The organism is Pseudomonas sp. LAMO17WK12:I1, assembly GCF_900177315.1.
GTDB classification, from domain to species: Bacteria; Pseudomonadota; Gammaproteobacteria; order Pseudomonadales; family Pseudomonadaceae; genus Aquipseudomonas; species Aquipseudomonas marginalis.
The window spans coordinates 200,732-220,978 of record NZ_FWZV01000008.1 but is presented as its reverse complement, the minus strand read 5'-3'; the positions used below and the strand labels follow the sequence as shown (position 1 = coordinate 220,978).

Genomic DNA, 20,247 nt, shown 5'->3' with positions numbered 1-20,247 from the left:
ATGCGGGCCTGGACCCTGGTTGTTGGCTCGTTGAACAATAAAACCCAGGGGCAAGGGGTGAGCGGGCAACCGAACACGTGACAGTCTGGTAGCGGGCTGTCTGAATAAGTTTTGCCCGCGAGGGCAAGTTTCCATAAGCAATTTCGAGAGACGGATGAACATCACCACCTTAGCCAAACGCACGTGCCTGCTTCTTTCGCTGATCATCACCCCGGCCGCCTGGGCGGTTGAAATGGTACCGGCTTCACCGCAACTGGCCGCCAAGTCCTGGGTCCTCATGGATGCCGCCAGTGGCAACGTGCTGGTCGAGAGCAACGGTGACCAGCGCCTGCCACCGGCCAGCCTGACCAAGCTGATGACCGCCTACATCGCGACCCTGGAAATCCGTCGCGGCCAGATCGGCGAAAACGACCCGGTGACCGTCAGCGAAAACGCCTGGCGTACCGGCGGTTCGCGGATGTTCATCAAGGTCGGCTCGCAAGTCACTGTGAGCGACCTGCTGCACGGCATCATCATCCAGTCCGGTAACGACGCCAGCGTCGCCCTGGCCGAGCACATCGCCGGCAGCGAAGACGCATTCGCCGACATGATGAACAAAACCGTGGCCGACCTGGGCATGACCAACAGCCACTTCATGAACCCGACCGGCCTGCCAAACCCTGAGCACTACTCGTCGGCTCACGACATGGCGATCCTGGCGCGCGCGATCATTCGTGTCGACCCGGTGCACTACGCGATCTACTCCCAGAAGGAATTCTTCTGGAACAACATCAAGCAGCCTAACCGCAACCTGTTGCTGTGGCGCGACAAGACCGTCGATGGCTTGAAAACCGGCCACACCGACGAAGCCGGCTACTGCATGGTGTCGTCCGCGGTACGTGATGGCCAGCGCCTGATCGCGGTGGTCTTCGGCACCAACAGCGAGCAGGCCCGTGCGGCCGAGACGCAAAAATTGCTGACCTACGGTTTCCGCTTCTTCGAAACCCAGACCTTCTACCAGAAGGGTGCTGAACTGGCGACCGCGCCGGTATGGAAAGGCGCGACCTCACAGGTCAAGGCCGGCCTGGCTGAAGACCTGACCCTGACCATGCCTAAAGGCCAGCTGAAAAAGCTCGCTGCCAGCATGACCATGAACCCGCAATTGGTTGCGCCAATCGCCAAGGGCGACGTGATCGGTAAAGTCGAAGTCAAGCTGGACGACAAGGTGGTGCACAGCGCCGACCTGATCGCGCTGGACGCCGTCGACGAAGGTGGTATCTTCCGCCGCGTGTGGGATAGCATCCGTCTATTCTTCTACGGCTTGTTCAACTGATTGTGTGCACCTGCAAAGCCCCGCGTTGATCCGACGCGGGGCTTTGCCGTCGCCACGGCTTACCGCTTACGAGGCCGTTCTGCCATGACCGATAAAGAAGTAAAGGCGCCAAAGATCGAATTCCCGGTGACGGATTATCCCGTCAAGGTGATCAGCGATACCGGTGTAGGCAACAAAGACAGAATCCTGGATATCGTGCGTAAACACGCGACGATCAATGACAACCGGGTGGACGAGCGTTCGAGCACCAACGGTAAGTACACCACGATCCAGTTGCACATCGTTGCGACCGGTCAAGACCAGCTCTACGACATCAATAGCGAACTGCGGGCCACCGGCTTCGTGCACATGGTGCTGTGATGTCACAGGTCCTGGGCTTTCGCGAGCTCGGCCGGATGGACTACGAGCCCGTCTGGCACGCCATGCAGCGGTTCACGAATGAACGCGGTACTTCGGCGCCCGACGAAATCTGGTTGGTGGAACATCCACCGGTGTTCACCCAGGGCCAGGCCGGCAAGGCCGAACATCTGCTGCTGCCGGGGGATATTCCGGTGGTGCAGGTCGACCGAGGTGGCCAAGTGACTTACCATGGGCCCGGTCAACTGGTGGCGTACCTGCTGCTGGACGTGCGCAAGCTGGGTTTTGGCGTGCGCGACCTGGTGAGCCGTATGGAGGCTTGCCTGATCGAGCTGTTGGCCAGTTATGGCGTGAGCGCCGCGGCCAAGCCCGATGCACCCGGTGTGTATGTGGACGGCGCGAAAATCGCCTCCCTCGGTTTGCGCATTCGCCACGGTTGTTCCTTTCATGGCCTGGCCCTGAACGTGGACATGGACCTGGCACCGTTCCGGCGCATCAACCCGTGCGGTTATGCCGGGCTGGCGATGACCCAACTGAGCGACCACGCCACACCGATTAAATTTGCCGAGGTAAGTGCCCGGCTGCGTGCGCAGCTCGTCAAACACCTCGACTATGCTGAGCAGACGACCCTCACGGGCGGAATCGACTGATTATGACTACTGATGCAGTGCAAACCATGATCCCGACGCTGGACATCACCGAGCGTCCGGCCCCGGCCCCGCGTGCCAAGGTGGAAGCCGGCGTCAAGCTGCGCGGCGCCGAGAAGGTTGCACGCATCCCGGTCAAGATCATCCCGACCACCGAGTTGCCGAAGAAGCCCGACTGGATCCGCGTGCGCATCCCGGTTTCGCCGGAAGTCGACCGTATCAAGGCCCTGCTGCGCAAGCACAAGCTGCACAGCGTGTGCGAAGAGGCGTCCTGCCCGAACCTGGGCGAATGCTTCTCCGGCGGCACCGCCACCTTCATGATCATGGGTGACATCTGCACCCGTCGTTGCCCGTTCTGCGACGTCGGCCATGGCCGGCCGAAGCCACTGGACGTCAACGAACCGGAAAGCCTGGCCATCGCCATTGCCGACCTGAAACTCAAATACGTTGTGATCACCTCGGTTGACCGTGATGACCTGCGCGACGGCGGTGCCCAGCACTTTGCCGACTGCATCCGCGAAATCCGCAAGCTGTCGCCGAACGTGATGCTCGAGACCCTGGTGCCTGACTACCGTGGCCGCATGGACGTCGCGCTGGAAATCACCGCTGCCGAGCCGCCGGATGTGTTCAACCACAACCTGGAAACCGTGCCTCGCCTGTACAAGGCTGCGCGTCCAGGTTCGGACTACCAGTGGTCGCTGACTCTGCTGCAGAAATTCAAGCAGATGATGCCGCACATCCCGACCAAATCCGGCTTGATGCTCGGCCTGGGCGAGACCGATGAAGAAGTGATCGAAGTCATGAAGCGCATGCGCGAACACGACATCGACATGCTGACCCTGGGCCAATACCTGCAACCGTCGCGCAGCCACTTGCCGGTGCAGCGTTTCGTGCACCCGGACACCTTCGCCTGGTTCGCCGAGGAAGGCTACAAGATGGGCTTCAAGAACGTCGCCTCGGGCCCGCTGGTACGCTCTTCGTACCACGCCGACGAACAGGCCAAGCTGGTCAAGGCTAGCCTGGTTTCCTGATCGGGGTTCAGAGCCGGTGTGGGAGTGGGCTTATGTGGGAGGGGGCTTGCCCCCGATTGCGGTATGTCAGTCGCTACATGTGCTGGCTGATCCACCGCTATCGGGGGCAAGCCCCCTCCCACATTGGTTTCAGCGTTAGAGAGGGAGATTCTCAGATGACCGCCGCCGTTCCAGCCCTTCGCTCTGAAGGCACCATCGCCCTGATCGCCCCCGCCGGCCCCGCCGTGCTGGACGTTGAAAAGGCCGGCCAATGGATGCGCACGCGCGGCTACGATCTGCGAATTTTCCCCGGTGTCTATGAACGCGACGGCTACCTCGCCGGCAGCGATGCCGTGCGCCTGCGTGACCTGCACGCGGCTTTTGCCGATCCGCACATCGACGCTATCTTCTGTCTGCGCGGTGGTTACGGCACGCCACGGCTGCTCGACGCGCTGGATTTCGACCTGCTGCGCGCCAATCCCAAGCCGTTCGTCGGCTATAGCGACATCACCGCCCTGCACCTGGCAATCAACCGTTACGCCGGTTTCGTGACCTTCCACGGCCCGATGCTCAATGCCGACCTGCTCGGCGGCAAGCAACAACCTACCGAGTCTTCATTGTTCAGCCTTCTGCGCGGCCAGTTGGGCGCCGGCAGCGTGCTTGCGCACCCGGTGGCGTACCCGCTGACCACGATCGAGCCTGGCATTGCCCGTGGGCGCTTGCTGGGGGGTAACCTGTCGATGATTGCGGCGGTCATGGGCACGCCTTACGAAATCGACGCTGAAGGCATCATCCTGTTTATCGAAGACGTCAACGAACCGATCTACCGCATCGACCGCCTGTTGACCCATCTGCGTCTGGCAGGCAAGTTGGCCCAGGTCGCGGGTGTACTGGTCGGGGATGTGGCGGGTGTGGATAACGTGGCGCTGGAGCGCTTGCTGACGCAGACGTTCGAGCCATTGCGCATACCGGTGCTGGCCGGCTGGCGCAGCGGGCATTGCGATCCGAACCTGACGCTGCCCATGGGCGCCTTGGTACGGCTGGATGCGGGGGAGCAGCGGGTAGTGTTGGAGCAGGAAGTGGTCTTCAGGTCCTGAATCTGCTGGCGTTTGCTACACCGCAATCGGGGGCTTGCCCCCGATTGCGGCAGTCGCCATAGGCGGATCTATCGGTTTTGCAGCGACTCCAGCAACTTCACCGTCGGATACCCATCCGCCGGCCAGCCCAGTGCCTGCTGTGCGGCCCGAATCGCCTTGCGCGTATTGGCGCCGATAATCCCATCCGGGTTGCCCGCGTCATAACCGTTGGCGCTCAACGCCGTCTGCAGATCAATGCGCTGGGAGCGACTCAGCGGCAGCTCATCCTTGGGCCAGTCACCACGGATCACACCGCCGCCGCCAAAGCGCTCCGACAACAGGCCCACCGCCAGTGCGTAGGACGACGAGTTGTTGTACTTGAGGATCGCGCGGAAGTTATCCAGCACCAGGAACGCCGGGCCACGGTAGCCTGCCGGCAGCAGCAGGGCGGCGGACAGTTGGTCGACGTTCGGCGGCATGCTCGCGCCCGGTGGCAGTTGAATGCCCAGTTTCATCCACTCGGCAATGCTCTTGCGCACGCCGCCGTCAGCCAGGGCGTAGTCGAAGTTCGCCGGCAATTGCTTGACTTCAAAGCCCCACGGCTGGCCTTTCTGCCAGCCGGAGCTTTGCAGGTAGTGCGCGGTCGATGCGAGGGCGTCGGCCGGGCTGTTCCAGATGTCGCGGCGACCGTCGCCATCGAAGTCCACCGCGTGGGTGTTGTAAGTGGTCGGAATGAACTGGGTCTGGCCCATGGCCCCGGCCCAGGAGCCCTTCATCTGGTCGGCGGCGATGTCGCCGTGCTGGATGATCTGCAATGCCGCCAGTAATTGCGCCTGGGCAAAGGCCGGGCGGCGGCCTTCATAGGCCAGGGTCGCCAGGGAGCGGATCACCGAATTATTGCCCTGGAACTGGCCGAAGTTACTCTCCATGCCCCATACCGAGACCAGCGCCTGGCGGTCGACGCCATAACGCTGCTCGATGCTTTGCAGGATGTCAGCGTACTTGATCAGCAGCGCCTGACCATTGCGTACGCGCACAGGCGACAGGGCGCCGTCGAGGTATTCCCACACAGGGCGGGAAAACTCCGGCTGGCTGCGGTCGGCGCGGATCACCGCCATATCGGGGGTGACATTGGCGAATGCGGTGTCGAAAACGTCGGCCGTGATGCCGGCTTGCAGGGCTTGCGCGCGAAAACCGGCCTGCCATTCAGCAAAGGTCTGGGTCGGTTGGATGTCGAGATTGTCCACGGCCAGCGGGGCCACGACGGCAGGGGCCACTACGGGGGCGGTCTGGAGCTTCGGCAAGGGTTGGGCATCGGCGGCGGTGGGTTTTTCCGCGCAGGCGACAAGCAGAATGAGGCTGGAGGCAGCGATCAATTGGCGAAGGTGCCAACGACGGGAAAGACAAGAGGGCATGCACAGGTCCAGGAATTACAAATCAGGCACAGACCTTATCATGCCAGAGGGGCGCTTGCCTTCAGGCAGCCAGAAAGTAAGAAGCCTCCCAGCTATTAGACTGGAAGGCTTCGCGGCGGTAGCTGCCTTTGCCCTTGCCGGCGCGTTCCTGACGGCTGCGGAACAGTGGCTGGGCGATGATGGATTTGGCCTTGTTGGGGCCATGCTTGGATGGCTTTTTGCTCATGGTCGATGCTCTTGATGGGGGGAGATGCGGCGCAAATAATCTGCCGAAGTCAGGCCGCTGTAAAGCCCATGAATTGTAAACGCAGTCAAAAATGTGGGAGGGGGCTTGCTCCCGATAGCTGTGGCTCAGTCAACAATGCAGTGGCTGACACGCCGCTATCGGGGGCCCCCTCCCACATTGGTTTTGCAGTGTTTTTAAGAGAGGGGTTATTCGGCGGGAAGTGCCAGGCGCTGACCGGCCATCAACAGCGATAAACGGCTCAGGCTCATCCACGGCGAACCCGCCGCCTGGCCCTTGATCTGTGCATCAATGCGCTGCGCTTCCAGCAACAGCTGCGCCCAGCGTTGCGCCGAGTGCCGTTGCAGGGCTTTGCTCATCAGGGGTTTGCGCTTGTCCCACACCGGTGGTCGCGCCTGGCTGAAGCACTTGTCCAGCGGCGTGCCCTGGCTGTATTGCAGGGCAATATTGGCCAATACCCGTAGCTCCCGGGCCAGGGCCCAGAGAATCACCGGTGGCTCCACCCCTTCGCCACGCAGGCCTTCGAGCATGCGCAGGGCATGGGCGGGCTCGCCGTTGAGGATCGCATCCACCAGCCCGAACACGTCAAAACGTGCACTGTCTGCCACGGCGCCCTGGACGGTCTCGACGGTAATCTGCCCGTCTTCGGCCATCAGCTTGAGCTTTTCGATCTCCTGGGCGGCGGCAAGCAAGTTGCCTTCGACCCGCGCGGCGATCAGCTCCACTGCATCCTGGGTCGCGGACAGCCCCGCCTGGGACAGGCGCTGGCGAATCCATTGCGGCAACTGATTGCTGTCCACTGGCCAGATCTGGATGAACTGGGTCTGCGCCCCTTCCACCAGGGCCTTGCCCCACTTGGTCTTCTGCGCGCTGCCGTCGAGCTTGGGCAAGCTGATCAGCAACACCGTGTCTTCGGCGGGCCGCGAGCAGTATTCCATCAGTGCAGCCGCGCCTTTATCACCGGGCTTGCCCGAAGGCAGGCGCAGCTCCAGCAGGCGTTTTTCGGCGAACAGCGACATGCTTGCGCCGGCTTGCAGCAGCGTGCCCCAGTCGAAACTGGCGTCGGCGCTGAATACCTGGCGTTCATCGAAGCCCTGCTGGCGTGCGGCGCTACGGATGGCGTCGGCGGCTTCCTGGCACAACAGCGGGTCATCACCGCTGACGATGTAGACAGGCGCGAGGCCACCTTGCAGGTGTTTGGCGAGTTGGGCGGGGGCGAGTTTCATAGGCAGGGTGAACGGGGCACCTGGGGCGCCCCGTCTGGCTTACTCGACAGGGACTTCAACAGGCGATTGTTTCGGCGTGTTGTCTTCGTACTCTTTCGCGGCTTTCAGCGCGTCGGCATCGGCCTTGGCCTTGTCATCAGCACGTTGCTGCAAGGTTTCGAGTTGTTGCGGAGTCAGCAGCGACAGGCGCAGGACCATGCGTTGCACCAGCTCGCGACGCATCTCCTTGCGCACCTGGATGATTTCGGAGTCCGAACCCACCAGGTTGTTGCCATCGTGGCTGACAATCTTCTGCACCTGGATGTTGTCATTCATCAACGGCAGGTGATCGCGGCCCTGGATTTCAAAGCTGAGCACGGTGCTCAGTTCGATATCGGACGCACGTCCGGCGCTGGCGTAGCTCAGGTTGCGCTGGGTTTCTTTCTCGTTAGCCAGGAACAGTTTGTAGGTCGCGCCGGTGTAGACGTGCACGCCGCTGTTTTCCAGGACCTGGCGCAGCTGGGTCACTGTCTCGCTGTAGGCGTCGCGAGCGCTGACGTCCAGTTCCTTGATCGTCAGGTCATTGGTGCCGGTGCCGCGCAGCTGGAAGCCGCAAGCGCTCAGCAGTACGGCAAGGCCCATAACCAGCAGATTGCGTTTGATCATTTTGTTGCTCCCCTTGAAACCATGTGGGCCTTATCGAGGCCCTGAAGGCTTTGTTCGGCGCAGGGCTTGAGCCCCACGCCCGATCCGATTAGCTAGCGACGATATTGACCAGTTTGCCAGGCACCACGATCACTTTGCGGATCGTCAGGCCTTCGGTAAAGCGCAGCACGTTCTCGTTGACCCGTGCGGCCGCTTCGACTTCTTCACGGCTGGCACTGGCCGGCATGTCGATCTGGCCGCGCAGTTTACCGTTGACCTGGATCACCAGTTGCAGCGTGTCCTGTACCAGGGCGCTGTCATCCTGTACCGGCCAGCGCGCATCGATGACCGCGTCGCTATGGCCCAGGCGGCTCCACAGTTCGTGGCTGATGTGCGGTGTGATCGGCGCCAGCAGCAGGGTGACCGTTTCCAGGCCTTCCTGTACCAGTGCGCGATCCTGCGCGGTGGCTTGCGGGGCTTTTTCCAGCACGTTCATCAGCGTCATCACTTGGGCGATGGCGGTGTTGAACTTGTGGTTCTGGCCCACGTCCTGACTGGCCTGCTTGATGGCCAGGTGGGTGCTGCGGCGAATGAGTTTCTGCTCGTCGCTCAAGGACGCTACGTCCAGCTTGGCCGGTAGGCCCTGGCTGACATGGGCGTGCGCCAGGCGCCAGACGCGCTTGAGGAAACGGTGCGAACCTTCGACGCCGGAATCGGACCATTCGGCGCTCATGTCAGGCGGCGAGGCGAACATCATGAACAGGCGGCAGGTGTCGGCGCCGAACTGGTCGATCATCGACTGAGGGTCGACGCCGTTGTTCTTCGACTTGGCCATCTTCTCGGTGCCGCCGATTTCCACCGGCAGGCCGTCGGCGATCAGTCTGGCGCTGATGACCTTGGCCTTGCTGTCGCGCTCGAGCTCGACGTCCGCCGGGTTGAACCAGGTGTAGGCGCCATTGGCTTCGCGACGATAGTAGGTCTCGGCGATCACCATGCCCTGGGTCAGCAGGTTCTTGAACGGTTCGTTGGAACTCACCAGGCCTTCGTCGCGCATCAGCTTGTGGAAGAAGCGCGCGTACAGCAGGTGAAGGATGGCGTGTTCGATACCGCCGATGTACTGATCCACCGGCAACCAGTGGTCGGCTGCGGATTTTTCCACCAGGCCGCCTTCATAGTGCGGCGAGGCGTAGCGGGCGTAGTACCACGAGGACTCGACGAAGGTGTCCATGGTGTCGGTTTCACGCCTGGCCGGCGCGCCGCATTTCGGGCAGCTGCATTCGTAGAACTCGGGCATGCGCGCCAATGGCGAACCGGCGCCGTCCGGCACCACGTCTTCCGGCAGGACGACCGGCAACTGGTCTTCCGGCACCGGTACGTCACCGCAGGTCTGGCAGTGGATGATCGGGATCGGGCAGCCCCAGTAGCGCTGGCGGCTGATGCCCCAGTCGCGCAGGCGGAACTGGGTGCGCGAGGCGCCGAGGTTCTTCTTGATCAGTGCCACTTCGATGGCGTCGAAGGCGCCGACGAAGTCCAGGCCGTCGAACTCACCGGAGTTGATCAGCGTGCCGTGCTCGTTGTAAGCGTCCTGCCATGGGGCCGGGTTGGTGTCGCCCGAACTGGTCCGGACCACGGATTTGATCGGCAGGTTGTATTTGACCGCAAATTCAAAATCGCGCTCGTCGTGGGCCGGCACAGCCATTACTGCGCCATCGCCGTAGTGCATCAGCACGTAGTTGGCGACCCATACCGGCAACTTCTCGCCGGTCAGCGGGTGCTCGACGAACAGGCCGGTCGGCAGGCCTTTTTTCTCCTGGGTGGCGACGTCGGCTTCGGCCACGCTGCCGCCTTTGCATTCGGCGATGAACGCCTGCAGCTCAGGATTGTTCTGTGCGGCCTGGGTAGCCAGCGGATGCTCGGCGGCCACGGCGACGTAGGTCGCGCCCATCAAGGTGTCCGGACGGGTGGTGAAGACTTTGAGTGCGCCAGCTTCGCCGATGGAGTCGACGTTGTAGGGGAACTGCACTTCCATGCCCTTGGACTTGCCGATCCAGTTGCGCTGCATGGTCTTGACCTGTTCAGGCCAGCCCGGCAAATCGTCGAGGCTCGACAACAGTTCATCCGCGTAGGCGGTGATCTTGAAGTAGTACATCGGGATTTCGCGCTTTTCGATCAGCGCGCCGGACCGCCAGCCGCGACCGTCGATCACCTGTTCGTTGGCGAGGACGGTCTGGTCGACAGGGTCCCAGTTCACGGTGCCGCTTTTTTTGTAGATCACCCCTTTTTCGAACAGGCGGGTGAACAGCCACTGTTCCCAACGGTAGTAATCCGGCTTGCAGGTGGTGACTTCGCGGGACCAGTCCACCGCCAGGCCCAGGCTGCGCAGCTGGGTCTTCATGTAGGCGATGTTTTCGTAGGTCCACTTGGCGGGGGCCACGTTGTTTTTCATCGCGGCGTTTTCCGCCGGCATGCCGAAGGCGTCCCAACCCATGGGTTGCAGGACGTTCTTGCCTTGCATGCGCTGGTAGCGGGAGATGACGTCGCCGATGGTGTAGTTACGCACATGCCCCATGTGTAGCTTGCCGCTGGGGTAAGGGAACATCGACAGGCAGTAGAACGTCTCCTTGCCTGGCTGTTCACTGACTTCAAAGGACTTTTGCTCGTCCCAGAAGGTTTGGGCGGCATTTTCTATTTCACGGGGCTGATATTGTTCGTGCATGGCTACTTTTGAACTGAATAGGGGTGGCCTAATCCTCTTCGGTGCAACGTTCAGGTTGTTCGACACCAAAAAGCGGCGCGTCCGTGCCCAAACCCTGCGGGAAGTGGAGTTACAGGAAGCGCCGTAGCATACATGACCCCACTCTATCGAGGGAAACCCTGATTGCGCGGCAAGGGCCGTCTGTCGCGGCGCCGGGCAGGCGCACACACGGGGACTACGCTGTTTATTGGGGAGCAGTTCTTTCTTCAATGAGGTGAGGGGATGGTTGAATCGCAGCGAATCGCAACGAAACCGGAAATCTACGAAGGACTGATCGACCGATTGGGTCGTGCATTGGATGCAGCGAGGACCGCGGGCCGATTGCGTGATGAACGGCCCGTCGAGTTGGAACTGCGCGGCTTGAGCCGTGCGGAGCTGGAACTGATCAAAGCTTACCTGGAACGTAATAGGCGCAGTGCGCCTCCTTGGGTGGCAACCCCGCCAGCCAGAGAACCTACGCACTCAGCCAAGGTGGTGTGGCTCAAGGACTTGTCGGCCGGTCGTGGCCCGGAAAGGCTCCGGTCCGCCCGCTTCAAGTAGTTCACTCCCCAGGAACACATCATCGTGCCATGTCACTGTAAAGATTGTCGCTAAACCCCGTTACACCTTAGGCTTCGGGCATCTATGGAGATGCCCGATGCCTATTCGTTATTTCATCAAACAACTGCTCCTGCCACCCGGCATTCTCTTGCTGCTGCTGGCCCTTGCCTGGTGGTTTCGTCGCAGCCGCCCCCGTTTGGCCGGCTGCTGCTTTGCCCTCGGGTTTGGCGGCATGTGGTTGATCAGCCTGCCGGTGGCGGTGGAGTGGGGCGCACGTGCCCTGGAGACCGAACCACCGTTGGCCCGTGAAGACTGGTCGACCCTGGCCCAGCGCGCCGATGCCATTGTGGTGCTGGGCTCGGGACGCGAGCGCGGCGACCCCGCCTGGGGTTCTGATCAGCCGACCGGTATCGGCCTGGAGCGCCAGCGGTATGCCGCGCGACTGGCCAAGGCCTCCGGGCTGCCGGTGCTGACCACCGGTGGCCTGCATTACGGCACGCCGCCCAGCGAGGCGCAGTTGATGGCGGTGTCGATGCAGGATGACTTCGGCGTTGCTGTGCGCTGGAAGGAAGAACGCAGCCGCACCACCTGGGAAAACGCGCAGATGAGTGCCGGGATTCTATTGCCCGAGGGCATCAAGCGTGTGGTGGTGGTGACCCAGGCCTGGCACATGCCGCGGTCGGTGTGGAGTTTTGAAAAGGCCGGCTTCACCGTGGTGCCGGCGCCGGTGGGGTTCCTCGGCGTGGACAACGCCCGGCCGCTGGGCGGTTGGATGCCGGAGTTCAAGTCGGTGTGGCAGAGCGGGCAGTTGATCAATGAAGCGGTGGGGCAGCTAGGCTACCGGTTGTTCTATCGATAACCCTGCTGATTAAAATGCAGATCAAAGTGTGGGAGGGGGCCAGCCCCCTCCCACATTTTGTTTCGCGTTGGCTGTTAAACGGTTTTGGCCATCCGGCCTGCCAGCAACGCCCAACCAAACAGCGCCAGGCACACGATGATCAGCGGCCACGAGCGCCATTGCAGGTACGGCGTCAGGTTGTGCATCGGCACCACTTCGCCGTAGAGAATGCCGCGTTCGAACTGCGGGATCTGCACGGTGATCTGCCCAAACGGGTTGATCAACCCGGTCACGCCATTATTGGTGGCGCGGATCATCCAGCGGCCAGCCTCCAGCGCACGCATCTGCGCCATTTGCAGGTGCTGCAAGGGGCCGATGGAGCGGCCGAACCAGGTGTCATTGCTGATGGTCAGCAGTAGGTCGCTCTGGGCTGAAAGGCCGGCGGCGAACTCCGGGTATACCACTTCGTAGCAAATGAACGGCGCAATCTGATAGCCCTTGGCTTGCAGCATCGGCTGGTCGGCAGGGCCCCGGGCGAAGTCCGACATGGGCAGGTCGAAGAAGGCAATCAGGCCGCGCAGCATGTCCTGCAGCGGCACGTACTCGCCAAACGGCACCAGTTTCTGCTTGAGGTAGGTGCCGTCACCTTCACCCACCACGGTGATGCCGTTGAAGTAGCGCTTCTGGTGATGCACTTCCTGGCGTATCGGCACGCCAGTGATCAACGCGGTGTGCCGGTCGGCCGCAAACTTGCCCATCATTCCCAGGTAGCCCTCGACGGACTCCTTGAGCACCGGCACCGCCGTTTCCGGCCACACTAGCAGGTCGACCGGCTTGGAGCTGAAGCTCATGTCGCGGTACAGCGCGAGCTGCGCATTGAGCTGCTCGGGGTCCCACTTCATGCTTTGTTCGACGTTACCCTGAATCGCGGCAACGCTCAGCGGCGCGCCGGACGGCGTGGTCCAGGCATGATGCTTGAGCGCCAGGCCGATGGCCCAGGGCGCTACCAGCAACACCAGGCCGGCGCCGATAAACCCATTGCGTTTGCCGGCCAGCAGGCGCGGCAGGTTGCACAGCAGGGCCGCCGTCAGCGCCAGGGCAAAGGAAATCAGCCACATCCCGCCCACTGGCGCCAGGCCGGTTAGCGGGCCGTCGAGCTGGCTGTAACCGGAATACAACCATGGGAATCCGGTGAGGAACCAGCCGCGAAAGGCTTCCTGGCCGACCCACAACGCGGCAAACGTGAGCGCATCCGCCAACGGCGCTTCATTGCGACGCAACCAGCGCGCCCACAGCCAGGCGGGCAGGGCGAAGAACCAGGCAATGGCGGCGGTGAACAGCAGCATCAGGAACCCCGCCAGCAGCACCGAAGCGCCGCCGAAGTGGTGGATGCTGTAGTAGATCCAGCTGGTGCCGGCGCCAAACAGGCCGAACCCGAAGCACCAGCCACGGCCCAGGGCCTGGCGCGGCGTCAGCTCCCGCAGCCCGACATAGAACAATCCGACCGCAACCAATGCAAACGGCCACAGGTCGAACGGCGCCAGCGCCAGGGTAGTGATGGCGCCGGCCACCACGGCCAGCAGATTACCGGGCCAGCCGGGGCGGGTCAGACGGCGCATATCAATCCTTAGCGGGCAATAGGTGTCAGGCGGATCAAGTGGATGCGGCGGCTGTCGGCATTCAGGATGCGGAAGCGATAGGCGCCGATCTCGGTGGTTTCGTTACGCTTGGGCAGGTGCCCGAACGCACTCATCACCAGGCCACCGACGGTGTCGAACTCGTCGTCGGAGAATTCGCTGTCGAAGAACTCGTTGAAGTTCTCGATCGGCGTCAGCGCCTTGACCAGGAAGTCACCGCTGGGCAGCGGCTTGATATAGCTGTCTTCTTCGACGTCGTGTTCGTCTTCGATGTCGCCGACGATCTGTTCCAGCACGTCTTCGATGGTCACCAGGCCCGCCACGCCGCCGTATTCGTCGATCACAATGGCCATGTGATTGTGGTTGGCGCGAAATTCGCGCAGCAGCACATTCAGGCGCTTGGATTCAGGCACGAAGGTGGCCGGACGCAGCAAGTCCTTGATGTTGAAGCTGTCACCGTTCTCCTTGAGGATCAGCGGCAGCAGGTCCTTGGCCAGCAGGACGCCCATGACGTCGTCATGGCTTTCGCCGATCACCGGGTAGCGCGAGTGCGCCGAGTCGATCACGGCCGGGAGGAATTCCCGTGGGGTCTGGGTCGCCTTGATGCTGATCATCTGCGAGCGCGGGACCATGATGTCCCGAACCTGCAGGTCAGCCACCTGGATGGCGCCTTCGACGATGGCCAGCGCTTCGCTGTCCAGCAACTTGTTCTGGTGGGCCTCGCGCAGCAGCTCCAGCAGCTCCTGGCGGTTTTTCGGCTCGTGGGCAAAAGCCTGGGTCAGCTTACCCAGCCATGACTTTTGCCCGTTGCTCGATCGGTCTTCGCTCATAGCGATTACTCTAAATCCTTTGATGTGACAGTTGAGTGTTGATCAGTTTTCGTCGTCTGCATATGGATCCGGGTGACCCAATTCTGCAAGCAACGTTCGTTCCAGTGCTTCCATTTCCTCGGCTTCTTCATCGTCTATATGGTCGTAACCCAAGAGATGCAAGCAGCCGTGGATGACTAGATGGGCCCAGTGAGCCTCAAGTTCCTTGCCTTGTTCCTTCGCTTCACGCTCGACCACCTCGACGCAGATCACCAGGTCGCCCAGCAGGGGGATATCCAGCAACTCATCGGGTACGTCGGCGGGAAACGACAGCACGTTGGTCGCGTAGTCCTTCTGGCGCCAGGTGTGGTTCAGCTCGCGGCCCTCGGGCTCGTCCACCAGGCGGATGGTCAGTTCCGAGTCGGCGCTGCGCTGGCGCAGGGCCAGGGCGCACCATTGACGGAACTGTTCTTCGCTGGGGGCGGGCGCTTCGGTGGCCAGCTGCAGGTCAAGCTCAAGCATCGCGGCGAACGTCCTTGGCCGGTGCGTCATCGCGGTGGTCGAAGCGCTCGTAGGCTTCGACAATGCGCTGCACCAGCGGGTGGCGGACCACGTCCTTGGGCATGAAGTGCGTGAAGCTGATACCCGGCACGTCCTTGAGCACCTCGATCACCTGGGCCAGGCCGGACTTGGTGCCCTTGGGCAGGTCGACCTGGGTGACGTCACCGGTGATCACGGCGGTGGAGCCGAAACCGATCCGGGTGAGGAACATCTTCATCTGCTCGACGGTGGTGTTCTGGCTTTCGTCGAGGATGATGAAGCTGTTGTTCAAGGTGCGGCCGCGCATGTAGGCCAGCGGGGCGATCTCGATCACCTGGCGCTCGATCAGCTTGGCCACGTATTCAAAGCCGAGCATCTCGTACAGCGCGTCGTAGAGCGGGCGCAGGTACGGGTCGATCTTCTGGGCCAGGTCGCCGGGCAGGAAGCCGAGTTTTTCACCGGCCTCGACCGCTGGGCGCACCAGCAGGATACGGCGTACTTGCTCACGCTCCAGGGCGTCGACCGCACAGGCCACGGCCAGGTAGGTCTTGCCGGTACCGGCGGGGCCGATGCCGAAGTTGATGTCGTTGCCGAGGATTTCCTTGACGTAGCGCTGCTGATTCAAGCCGCGCGGGCGAATCATGCCTTTTTTGGTGCGCAGGGCCACGCTGGCTTCGGCCACCGGGTTGTTGGCCAGGTCTTCCACGGCGGATTCCTGCAGGTACAGGTGCACCGTTTCCGGCGACAGCTCGCTACCCTTGGTTTCACGGTAGAGGCGGCGCAGCAGGTTTTCTGCAGACGTGGTGTGTTGGGGTTCACCAATAAGCTCGAACTGATTGCCGCGATTGCGGATCTCGATGCTCAGGCGTTGCTCGATCAGGCGCAGGTGCTCGTCGAACTGTCCGCACAGGTTGGCGAAACGGCGAGCCTCAAAGGGATCGAGGAGAAAACGATGGGGTTCTGCTATGGGTGCGTTCAAGGTTGCTTTTAGCCGCCCTTTGGCTGTTTAGGTGAAAGAGAGGATAACGCCAGTGACGCGGGTACGAAAGCACTTACGTCATTGGAATGTTGCACGGTTCCAATGTGGGAGGGGGCTTGTCCCCCTCTCACCTTTATTGCACCAGCGAGCCGCGCAGCGAGTGCGGTTGCGCCGCATCGATATGCACGTCGGCAAACTGACCGATCAATGTCGGATTATCGCAACGGAAGTTGACGATCCGGTTGTTCTCGGTACGGCCCTGCAATTCACCAGGGTCTTTTTTCGAGTAGTCGGTGACCAGGATGCGCTGGATCGAACCGACCATTTGTCGGCTGATCTCGAAACCCTGCTGGTTGAGGCGATGTTGCAGCGCGTTCAAGCGCTCTTTTTTCAGCGCTTCCGGGGTTTCATCCAACAGGTCCGCCGCCGGGGTGCCGGGGCGCTGGCTGTAGACGAACGAGTAGGAGAAGTCGAAACCGACGTCTTCGATCAGCTTCATGGTCTGCTGGAAGTCTTTCTCGGTTTCGCCGGGGAAGCCGACGATAAAGTCCGAACTGATGCAGATGCCCGGCACGGCTGCACGCAATTTGCGCAGTTTGGATTTGTACTCCAGGGCGGTGTGGTTGCGTTTCATCGCCGAGAGGATGCGGTCCGAGCCCGACTGCACCGGCAAGTGCAGGTGCTTGACCAGTTCCGGCACGTCGGCATGGGCCTGGATCAGGCTGTCGGAGAATTCCAGCGGGTGCGAAGTGGTGTAGCGAATGCGCTCGATGCCATCCACCGCGGCGACCACGCGGATCAACTCCGCCAGGTCAGCCAGGCGCCCGTCGTGGGTCAGGCCGCGATAGCCGTTGACGTTCTGGCCCAGCAGGGTCACCTCGCGGACGCCGTTTTCGGCCAGGTGGATGATTTCTGCGAGCACGTCGTCAAACGGCCGGCTGACTTCTTCACCACGGGTGTAGGGCACCACACAGAAGGTGCAGTACTTGCTGCAGCCTTCCATCACCGACACGTAGGCGCTCGGCCCATCGATGCGCGGTTCGGGCAGGTGGTCGAATTTTTCGATTTCCGGGAACGAGACGTCGACCTGGGGCAGCTTGGTGATGCGTGCGGCGTCGATCATTTCCGGCAGGCGGTGCAGGGTCTGTGGGCCGAAGACCACGTCGACATACGGCGCACGGTCGCGGATCGCGGCGCCTTCCTGGCTGGCCACGCAACCGCCGACGGCGATCACCATGTCCGGGTTGGCCAGCTTCAATTCGCGCCAGCGGCCCAGCTGCGAGTACACACGGTCCTGGGCCCGCTCGCGGATCGAGCAGGTATTGAGCAGGATCACGTCGGCATCTTCGGCGCGGGCGGTGACTTCCAGGGCCTGGTGTTCACCCAGCAGGTCGACCATGCGCGAGCTGTCGTACTCGTTCATCTGGCAACCGTGGGTTTCGATATAAAGCTTCTTGGCCATGGGAATCGTCAACTGGTGGTAAAGAACCGCGCATTATAGGGGTCATGCCCATCGGTTCCTAGCACTGTGCATCGGGTGCCATGCTATAGTTCGCGCCCTCTTTTATATCCCCCATGTGTTCCTCACCCACCATGACCAAACGTGAAGCTCCAATCTATAAGGTGATTTTCCTCAACCAGGGCCAGGTGTTCGAAATGTACGCCAAGCAGATCTATCAAAGTGATCTGTGGGGTTTCCTGGAAGTGGAAGAGTTCGTCTTTGGCGAGCGCACACAGCTGGTCGTCGACCCGGGCGAGGAAAAACTCAAGGCTCAGTTCGAAGGCGTGGTGCGCAGTTTTGTGCCGATGCATTCGATCGTGCGCATCGACGAAGTCGAGCGCCTGGGCACGCCGAAAATCAGCGAAGCCCGGGGCATGAGCAATGTCATGCCGTTTCCGATGCCGATGCCTGAGAAGTAAAGTCTCTTGATGAATTTGTAGGACGCTTCTGAAATGCACCTGTAGTGCATGGACATTCTGCTGGAAAAGTAGCAGTTTTCGTCCATGCCGAGGGGGTGCCATGACTACATCAAGAATAAAATGCCTCGAAGTTTTCCCGTACTTCAACACTGTTAAACCACACCATTAGTTAACGCCGAGTTTCTTCTCACGCAGTCATTAACGAACTTATCTGTTCGGGAGTAGCCCCGTGCGCGATCCTCGCTATGACATTCTGTTTGAACCGGTGCAAATCGGCCCGGTTCGCACCCGCAACCGTTTTTATCAAGTTCCCCACTGTAATGGCATGGGCCATGTGCACCCCTCGGCCATGGCCCGCATGCGTGGCATAAAAGCCGAGGGCGGTTGGGGCGTGGTTTGCACTGAAGAGTGTGAGATCAGCCCGCTGAGCGAGTTCTCCCCTTACATAGAGGCGCGCTTGTGGGATGAACGCGACATTCCGGCACTCGCACTGATGTGCGAGGCGGTCCACCAGCACGGTTCACTGGCCGGCATCGAATTGGCGTTCAATGGTTACTCCGCGCCCAACCGCTACAGCCGTGAAATCCCCTGGGCGCCCTCCAATACGCCGGTGCGTGGTTATGACCCCGTCCAGGCGCGGGCCATGAGTCGTGCCGATATCCAGCAGTTACGCGCCATGCACCGCGCAGCCGCGCTGCGGGCGCGGGACGCGGGGTTTGACATCATCTATGTCTATGCCGGGCATGACCTGAGTGTGCCTTTCCATTTCCTCACACCACGTAATAACCGCCGCACCGATGAGTACGGCGGCGTGCTGGAAAACCGCGTGCGCCTGCTGCGCGAACTGATTGAGGACACCCGCGATGCGGTGGGTGATCGATGCGCCGTGGCGGTGCGCCTGGCGGTGGATGAGCAGATGGCCGGCGGTCTGTGTCGCGAGGGCGAAGGGGCTGAAGTTTTCTCGATGCTGGCGGACTTGCCGGACTTGTGGGATGTGAATGTCGCCGATTGGTCCAATGACAGCGTCACCGCGCGCTTTGCCTCGGAAGGTTATCAAGAGGCCTTCCTGCTGGGGCTCAAATCGCTGACCTGCAAGCCGGTGGTAGGCGTCGGGCGGTTCACCTCGCCGGACACCATGGCCTCCATGGTCCGCCGTGGCGTTCTCGACCTCATTGGTGCGGCCCGCCCTTCGATTGCCGATCCTTTCCTGCCAAAAAAGATTGAAGAGGGGCGCGCTGAAGAGATCCGTGAATGCATTGGCTGCAATGTGTGTGTCAGTGGCGATCACACCAGCACGCCTTTGCGCTGTACTCAGAATCCGACCATGGGCGAGGAGTGGCGGCGCGGCTGGCACCCGGAGGCGGTGAAGCGGGCGGATGAGCCAGGGCGCGCGCTGGTGGTCGGCGCCGGCCCTGCTGGGCTTGAGTGCGCGCGGATACTGGGCGCGCGAGGGATGGACGTTGCGCTTGTGGACAGCCAGCGCACGCTGGGCGGACGCGTAGCCTTGGAGGCGCGGCTTCCGGGGCTGGCGAGTTGGGCGCGGGTCATCGATTATCGACTGGATGCCTTAAGCCGCCTGGCATCGGTCGAGGTTTATCGGGAAAGTCCTTTGCAGGCCCAGGACGTCCTCGACTTTGCTGCCGAGCATGTATTTATCGCCACCGGCTCTCGCTGGCGGCGGGACGGGTTGGGGCGCGCCCTGCGGTGGGTGTTACCGGGCCTGGAGTGCCTGCCCGTGCTGACGCCGGACGATCTGATGGCGGGTGTACTACCGCCTTCACCGGTGCTGCTGTTCGACGACGATCACTATTACATGGGCAGTGTGTTGGCCGAGCACCTGGTGGCGCGGGGACTCGACGTGATATTCGTCACCCCTGCGGCGGATGTGGCGGCCTGGACCCACAACACCCTGGAGCAGCATCGCATCCAGCGCCGGCTGCTGGAGTTGAATGTCACGATCATCCCGTCCCATACACTGGTCAGTGGTATGCCGGAAGGTGTGCTGGCAGGGTGCGTCTACACCGCGCGGACCTCCTTCATTCCAGCCGCATCACTGGTGTTGGTCACCTCCCGCGAGCCCGAGCAGGCGCTGTTTCAGGCGTTGAATAACGCACCCGAACAATCACTGGCGGCCGGTATCAGTACGCTGACCTTGATCGGCGACTGTATGGCGCCGGGCACGATTGCTGCGGCGGTGTATTCCGGGCATCGAATGGCACGAGAGTTTGATGCGCCTGCTGATTCTTTGTTTCTACGACGAGAGATTCCGTTTATCGAAGTGTAGCCAGTCCTGCTGTTTGATTAATAACGAGGAATAC

General features: G+C 61.7%; 19 protein-coding genes. 9 read left to right on the top strand and 10 right to left on the bottom strand.

Annotation, left to right across the window (positions count from 1 at the left end; all coding sequences use genetic code 11):
• The first annotated feature begins 154 nt into the window (after positions 1-154).
• From B9N88_RS17275 to B9N88_RS17255, 5 genes are all read left to right on the top strand, one after another.
• A complete protein-coding gene (locus B9N88_RS17275) occupies positions 155-1,312 on the top strand; it encodes a D-alanyl-D-alanine carboxypeptidase family protein (protein WP_027605239.1) in 1,158 nt (385 codons plus the stop codon).
• An 84-nt stretch (positions 1,313-1,396) separates the two neighbouring features.
• Positions 1,397-1,672, top strand: coding sequence for a DUF493 domain-containing protein (locus B9N88_RS17270; RefSeq protein ID WP_027605240.1), 276 nt, complete (start codon positions 1,397-1,399; stop codon positions 1,670-1,672).
• Positions 1,672-2,319: a lipoyl(octanoyl) transferase LipB gene (gene lipB / locus B9N88_RS17265; protein ID WP_027605241.1), complete on the top strand. Its 648-nt coding sequence runs from the start codon at positions 1,672-1,674 to the stop codon at positions 2,317-2,319. The genes B9N88_RS17270 and lipB overlap by 1 nt, the downstream gene beginning before the upstream one ends.
• Positions 2,320-2,345: 26 nt before the next feature.
• Positions 2,346-3,347, top strand: a complete 1,002-nt coding sequence (gene lipA, locus B9N88_RS17260; protein ID WP_057444888.1) for a lipoyl synthase — start codon at positions 2,346-2,348, stop codon at positions 3,345-3,347.
• 155 nt (positions 3,348-3,502) lie between these two features.
• On the top strand, positions 3,503-4,423 hold the full coding sequence (locus tag B9N88_RS17255; protein ID WP_027605242.1) for a S66 peptidase family protein: 921 nt from the start codon (positions 3,503-3,505) through the stop codon (positions 4,421-4,423).
• 68 nt (positions 4,424-4,491) lie between these two features.
• Here the strand turns inward: B9N88_RS17255 and B9N88_RS17250 are convergent, their stop codons facing one another.
• The 5 genes from B9N88_RS17250 to leuS all read right to left on the bottom strand — a co-directional run bounded on the left by B9N88_RS17250 (position 4,492) and on the right by leuS (position 10,627).
• Positions 4,492-5,817: a lytic murein transglycosylase gene (locus tag B9N88_RS17250; RefSeq protein ID WP_027605243.1), complete on the bottom strand. Its 1,326-nt coding sequence runs from the start codon at positions 5,815-5,817 to the stop codon at positions 4,492-4,494.
• 61 nt (positions 5,818-5,878) lie between these two features.
• Positions 5,879-6,043, bottom strand: a complete 165-nt coding sequence (gene arfA, locus B9N88_RS17245) for an alternative ribosome rescue factor ArfA (RefSeq protein ID WP_003176285.1) — start codon at positions 6,041-6,043, stop codon at positions 5,879-5,881.
• Positions 6,044-6,249: 206 nt separating this feature from the next.
• Positions 6,250-7,287, bottom strand: a complete 1,038-nt coding sequence (holA, locus tag B9N88_RS17240) for a DNA polymerase III subunit delta (RefSeq protein WP_027605244.1) — start codon at positions 7,285-7,287, stop codon at positions 6,250-6,252.
• Positions 7,288-7,326: 39 nt separating this feature from the next.
• Positions 7,327-7,932: an LPS-assembly lipoprotein LptE gene (lptE, locus tag B9N88_RS17235; protein WP_027605245.1), complete on the bottom strand. Its 606-nt coding sequence runs from the start codon at positions 7,930-7,932 to the stop codon at positions 7,327-7,329.
• Positions 7,933-8,020: 88 nt separating this feature from the next.
• Positions 8,021-10,627, bottom strand: a complete 2,607-nt coding sequence (leuS, locus tag B9N88_RS17230) for a leucine--tRNA ligase (RefSeq protein ID WP_027605246.1) — start codon at positions 10,625-10,627, stop codon at positions 8,021-8,023.
• 261 nt (positions 10,628-10,888) lie between these two features.
• On the opposite strand from leuS, the gene B9N88_RS32940 reads away from it, so the two are divergent.
• Both B9N88_RS32940 and B9N88_RS17220 read left to right on the top strand, forming a co-directional pair.
• Positions 10,889-11,206: a hypothetical protein gene (locus B9N88_RS32940; RefSeq protein WP_027605247.1), complete on the top strand. Its 318-nt coding sequence runs from the start codon at positions 10,889-10,891 to the stop codon at positions 11,204-11,206.
• Positions 11,207-11,303: 97 nt separating this feature from the next.
• Positions 11,304-12,065 (top strand): YdcF family protein, encoded by a 762-nt coding sequence (locus tag B9N88_RS17220; RefSeq protein ID WP_027605248.1) that lies wholly within the window; start codon positions 11,304-11,306, stop codon positions 12,063-12,065.
• A 74-nt stretch (positions 12,066-12,139) separates the two neighbouring features.
• Here B9N88_RS17220 and lnt read toward each other — a convergent pair whose 3' ends face one another.
• The 5 genes from lnt to miaB all read right to left on the bottom strand — a co-directional run bounded on the left by lnt (position 12,140) and on the right by miaB (position 17,471).
• Positions 12,140-13,663 (bottom strand): apolipoprotein N-acyltransferase, encoded by a 1,524-nt coding sequence (lnt, locus tag B9N88_RS17215; RefSeq protein ID WP_027605249.1) that lies wholly within the window; start codon positions 13,661-13,663, stop codon positions 12,140-12,142.
• 8 nt (positions 13,664-13,671) lie between these two features.
• On the bottom strand, positions 13,672-14,511 hold the full coding sequence (locus tag B9N88_RS17210; protein WP_005791724.1) for an HlyC/CorC family transporter: 840 nt from the start codon (positions 14,509-14,511) through the stop codon (positions 13,672-13,674).
• 42 nt (positions 14,512-14,553) lie between these two features.
• A complete protein-coding gene (gene ybeY, locus B9N88_RS17205; protein WP_027605250.1) occupies positions 14,554-15,012 on the bottom strand; it encodes an rRNA maturation RNase YbeY in 459 nt (152 codons plus the stop codon).
• Positions 15,005-16,009, bottom strand: coding sequence for a PhoH family protein (locus B9N88_RS17200; protein ID WP_027605251.1), 1,005 nt, complete (start codon positions 16,007-16,009; stop codon positions 15,005-15,007). Before B9N88_RS17200 ends, ybeY begins: the two co-directional genes overlap by 8 nt.
• A gap of 133 nt (positions 16,010-16,142) precedes the next feature.
• On the bottom strand, positions 16,143-17,471 hold the full coding sequence (gene miaB / locus B9N88_RS17195) for a tRNA (N6-isopentenyl adenosine(37)-C2)-methylthiotransferase MiaB (RefSeq protein ID WP_027605252.1): 1,329 nt from the start codon (positions 17,469-17,471) through the stop codon (positions 16,143-16,145).
• A 131-nt stretch (positions 17,472-17,602) separates the two neighbouring features.
• On the opposite strand from miaB, the gene B9N88_RS17190 reads away from it, so the two are divergent.
• Together B9N88_RS17190 and B9N88_RS17185 are read left to right on the top strand one after the other, a co-directional pair.
• Positions 17,603-17,929 (top strand): DUF1820 family protein, encoded by a 327-nt coding sequence (locus B9N88_RS17190; protein ID WP_003215457.1) that lies wholly within the window; start codon positions 17,603-17,605, stop codon positions 17,927-17,929.
• Positions 17,930-18,158: 229 nt separating this feature from the next.
• On the top strand, positions 18,159-20,213 hold the full coding sequence (locus tag B9N88_RS17185) for an oxidoreductase (RefSeq protein ID WP_027605253.1): 2,055 nt from the start codon (positions 18,159-18,161) through the stop codon (positions 20,211-20,213).
• The last annotated feature ends 34 nt before the right edge of the window (positions 20,214-20,247 follow it).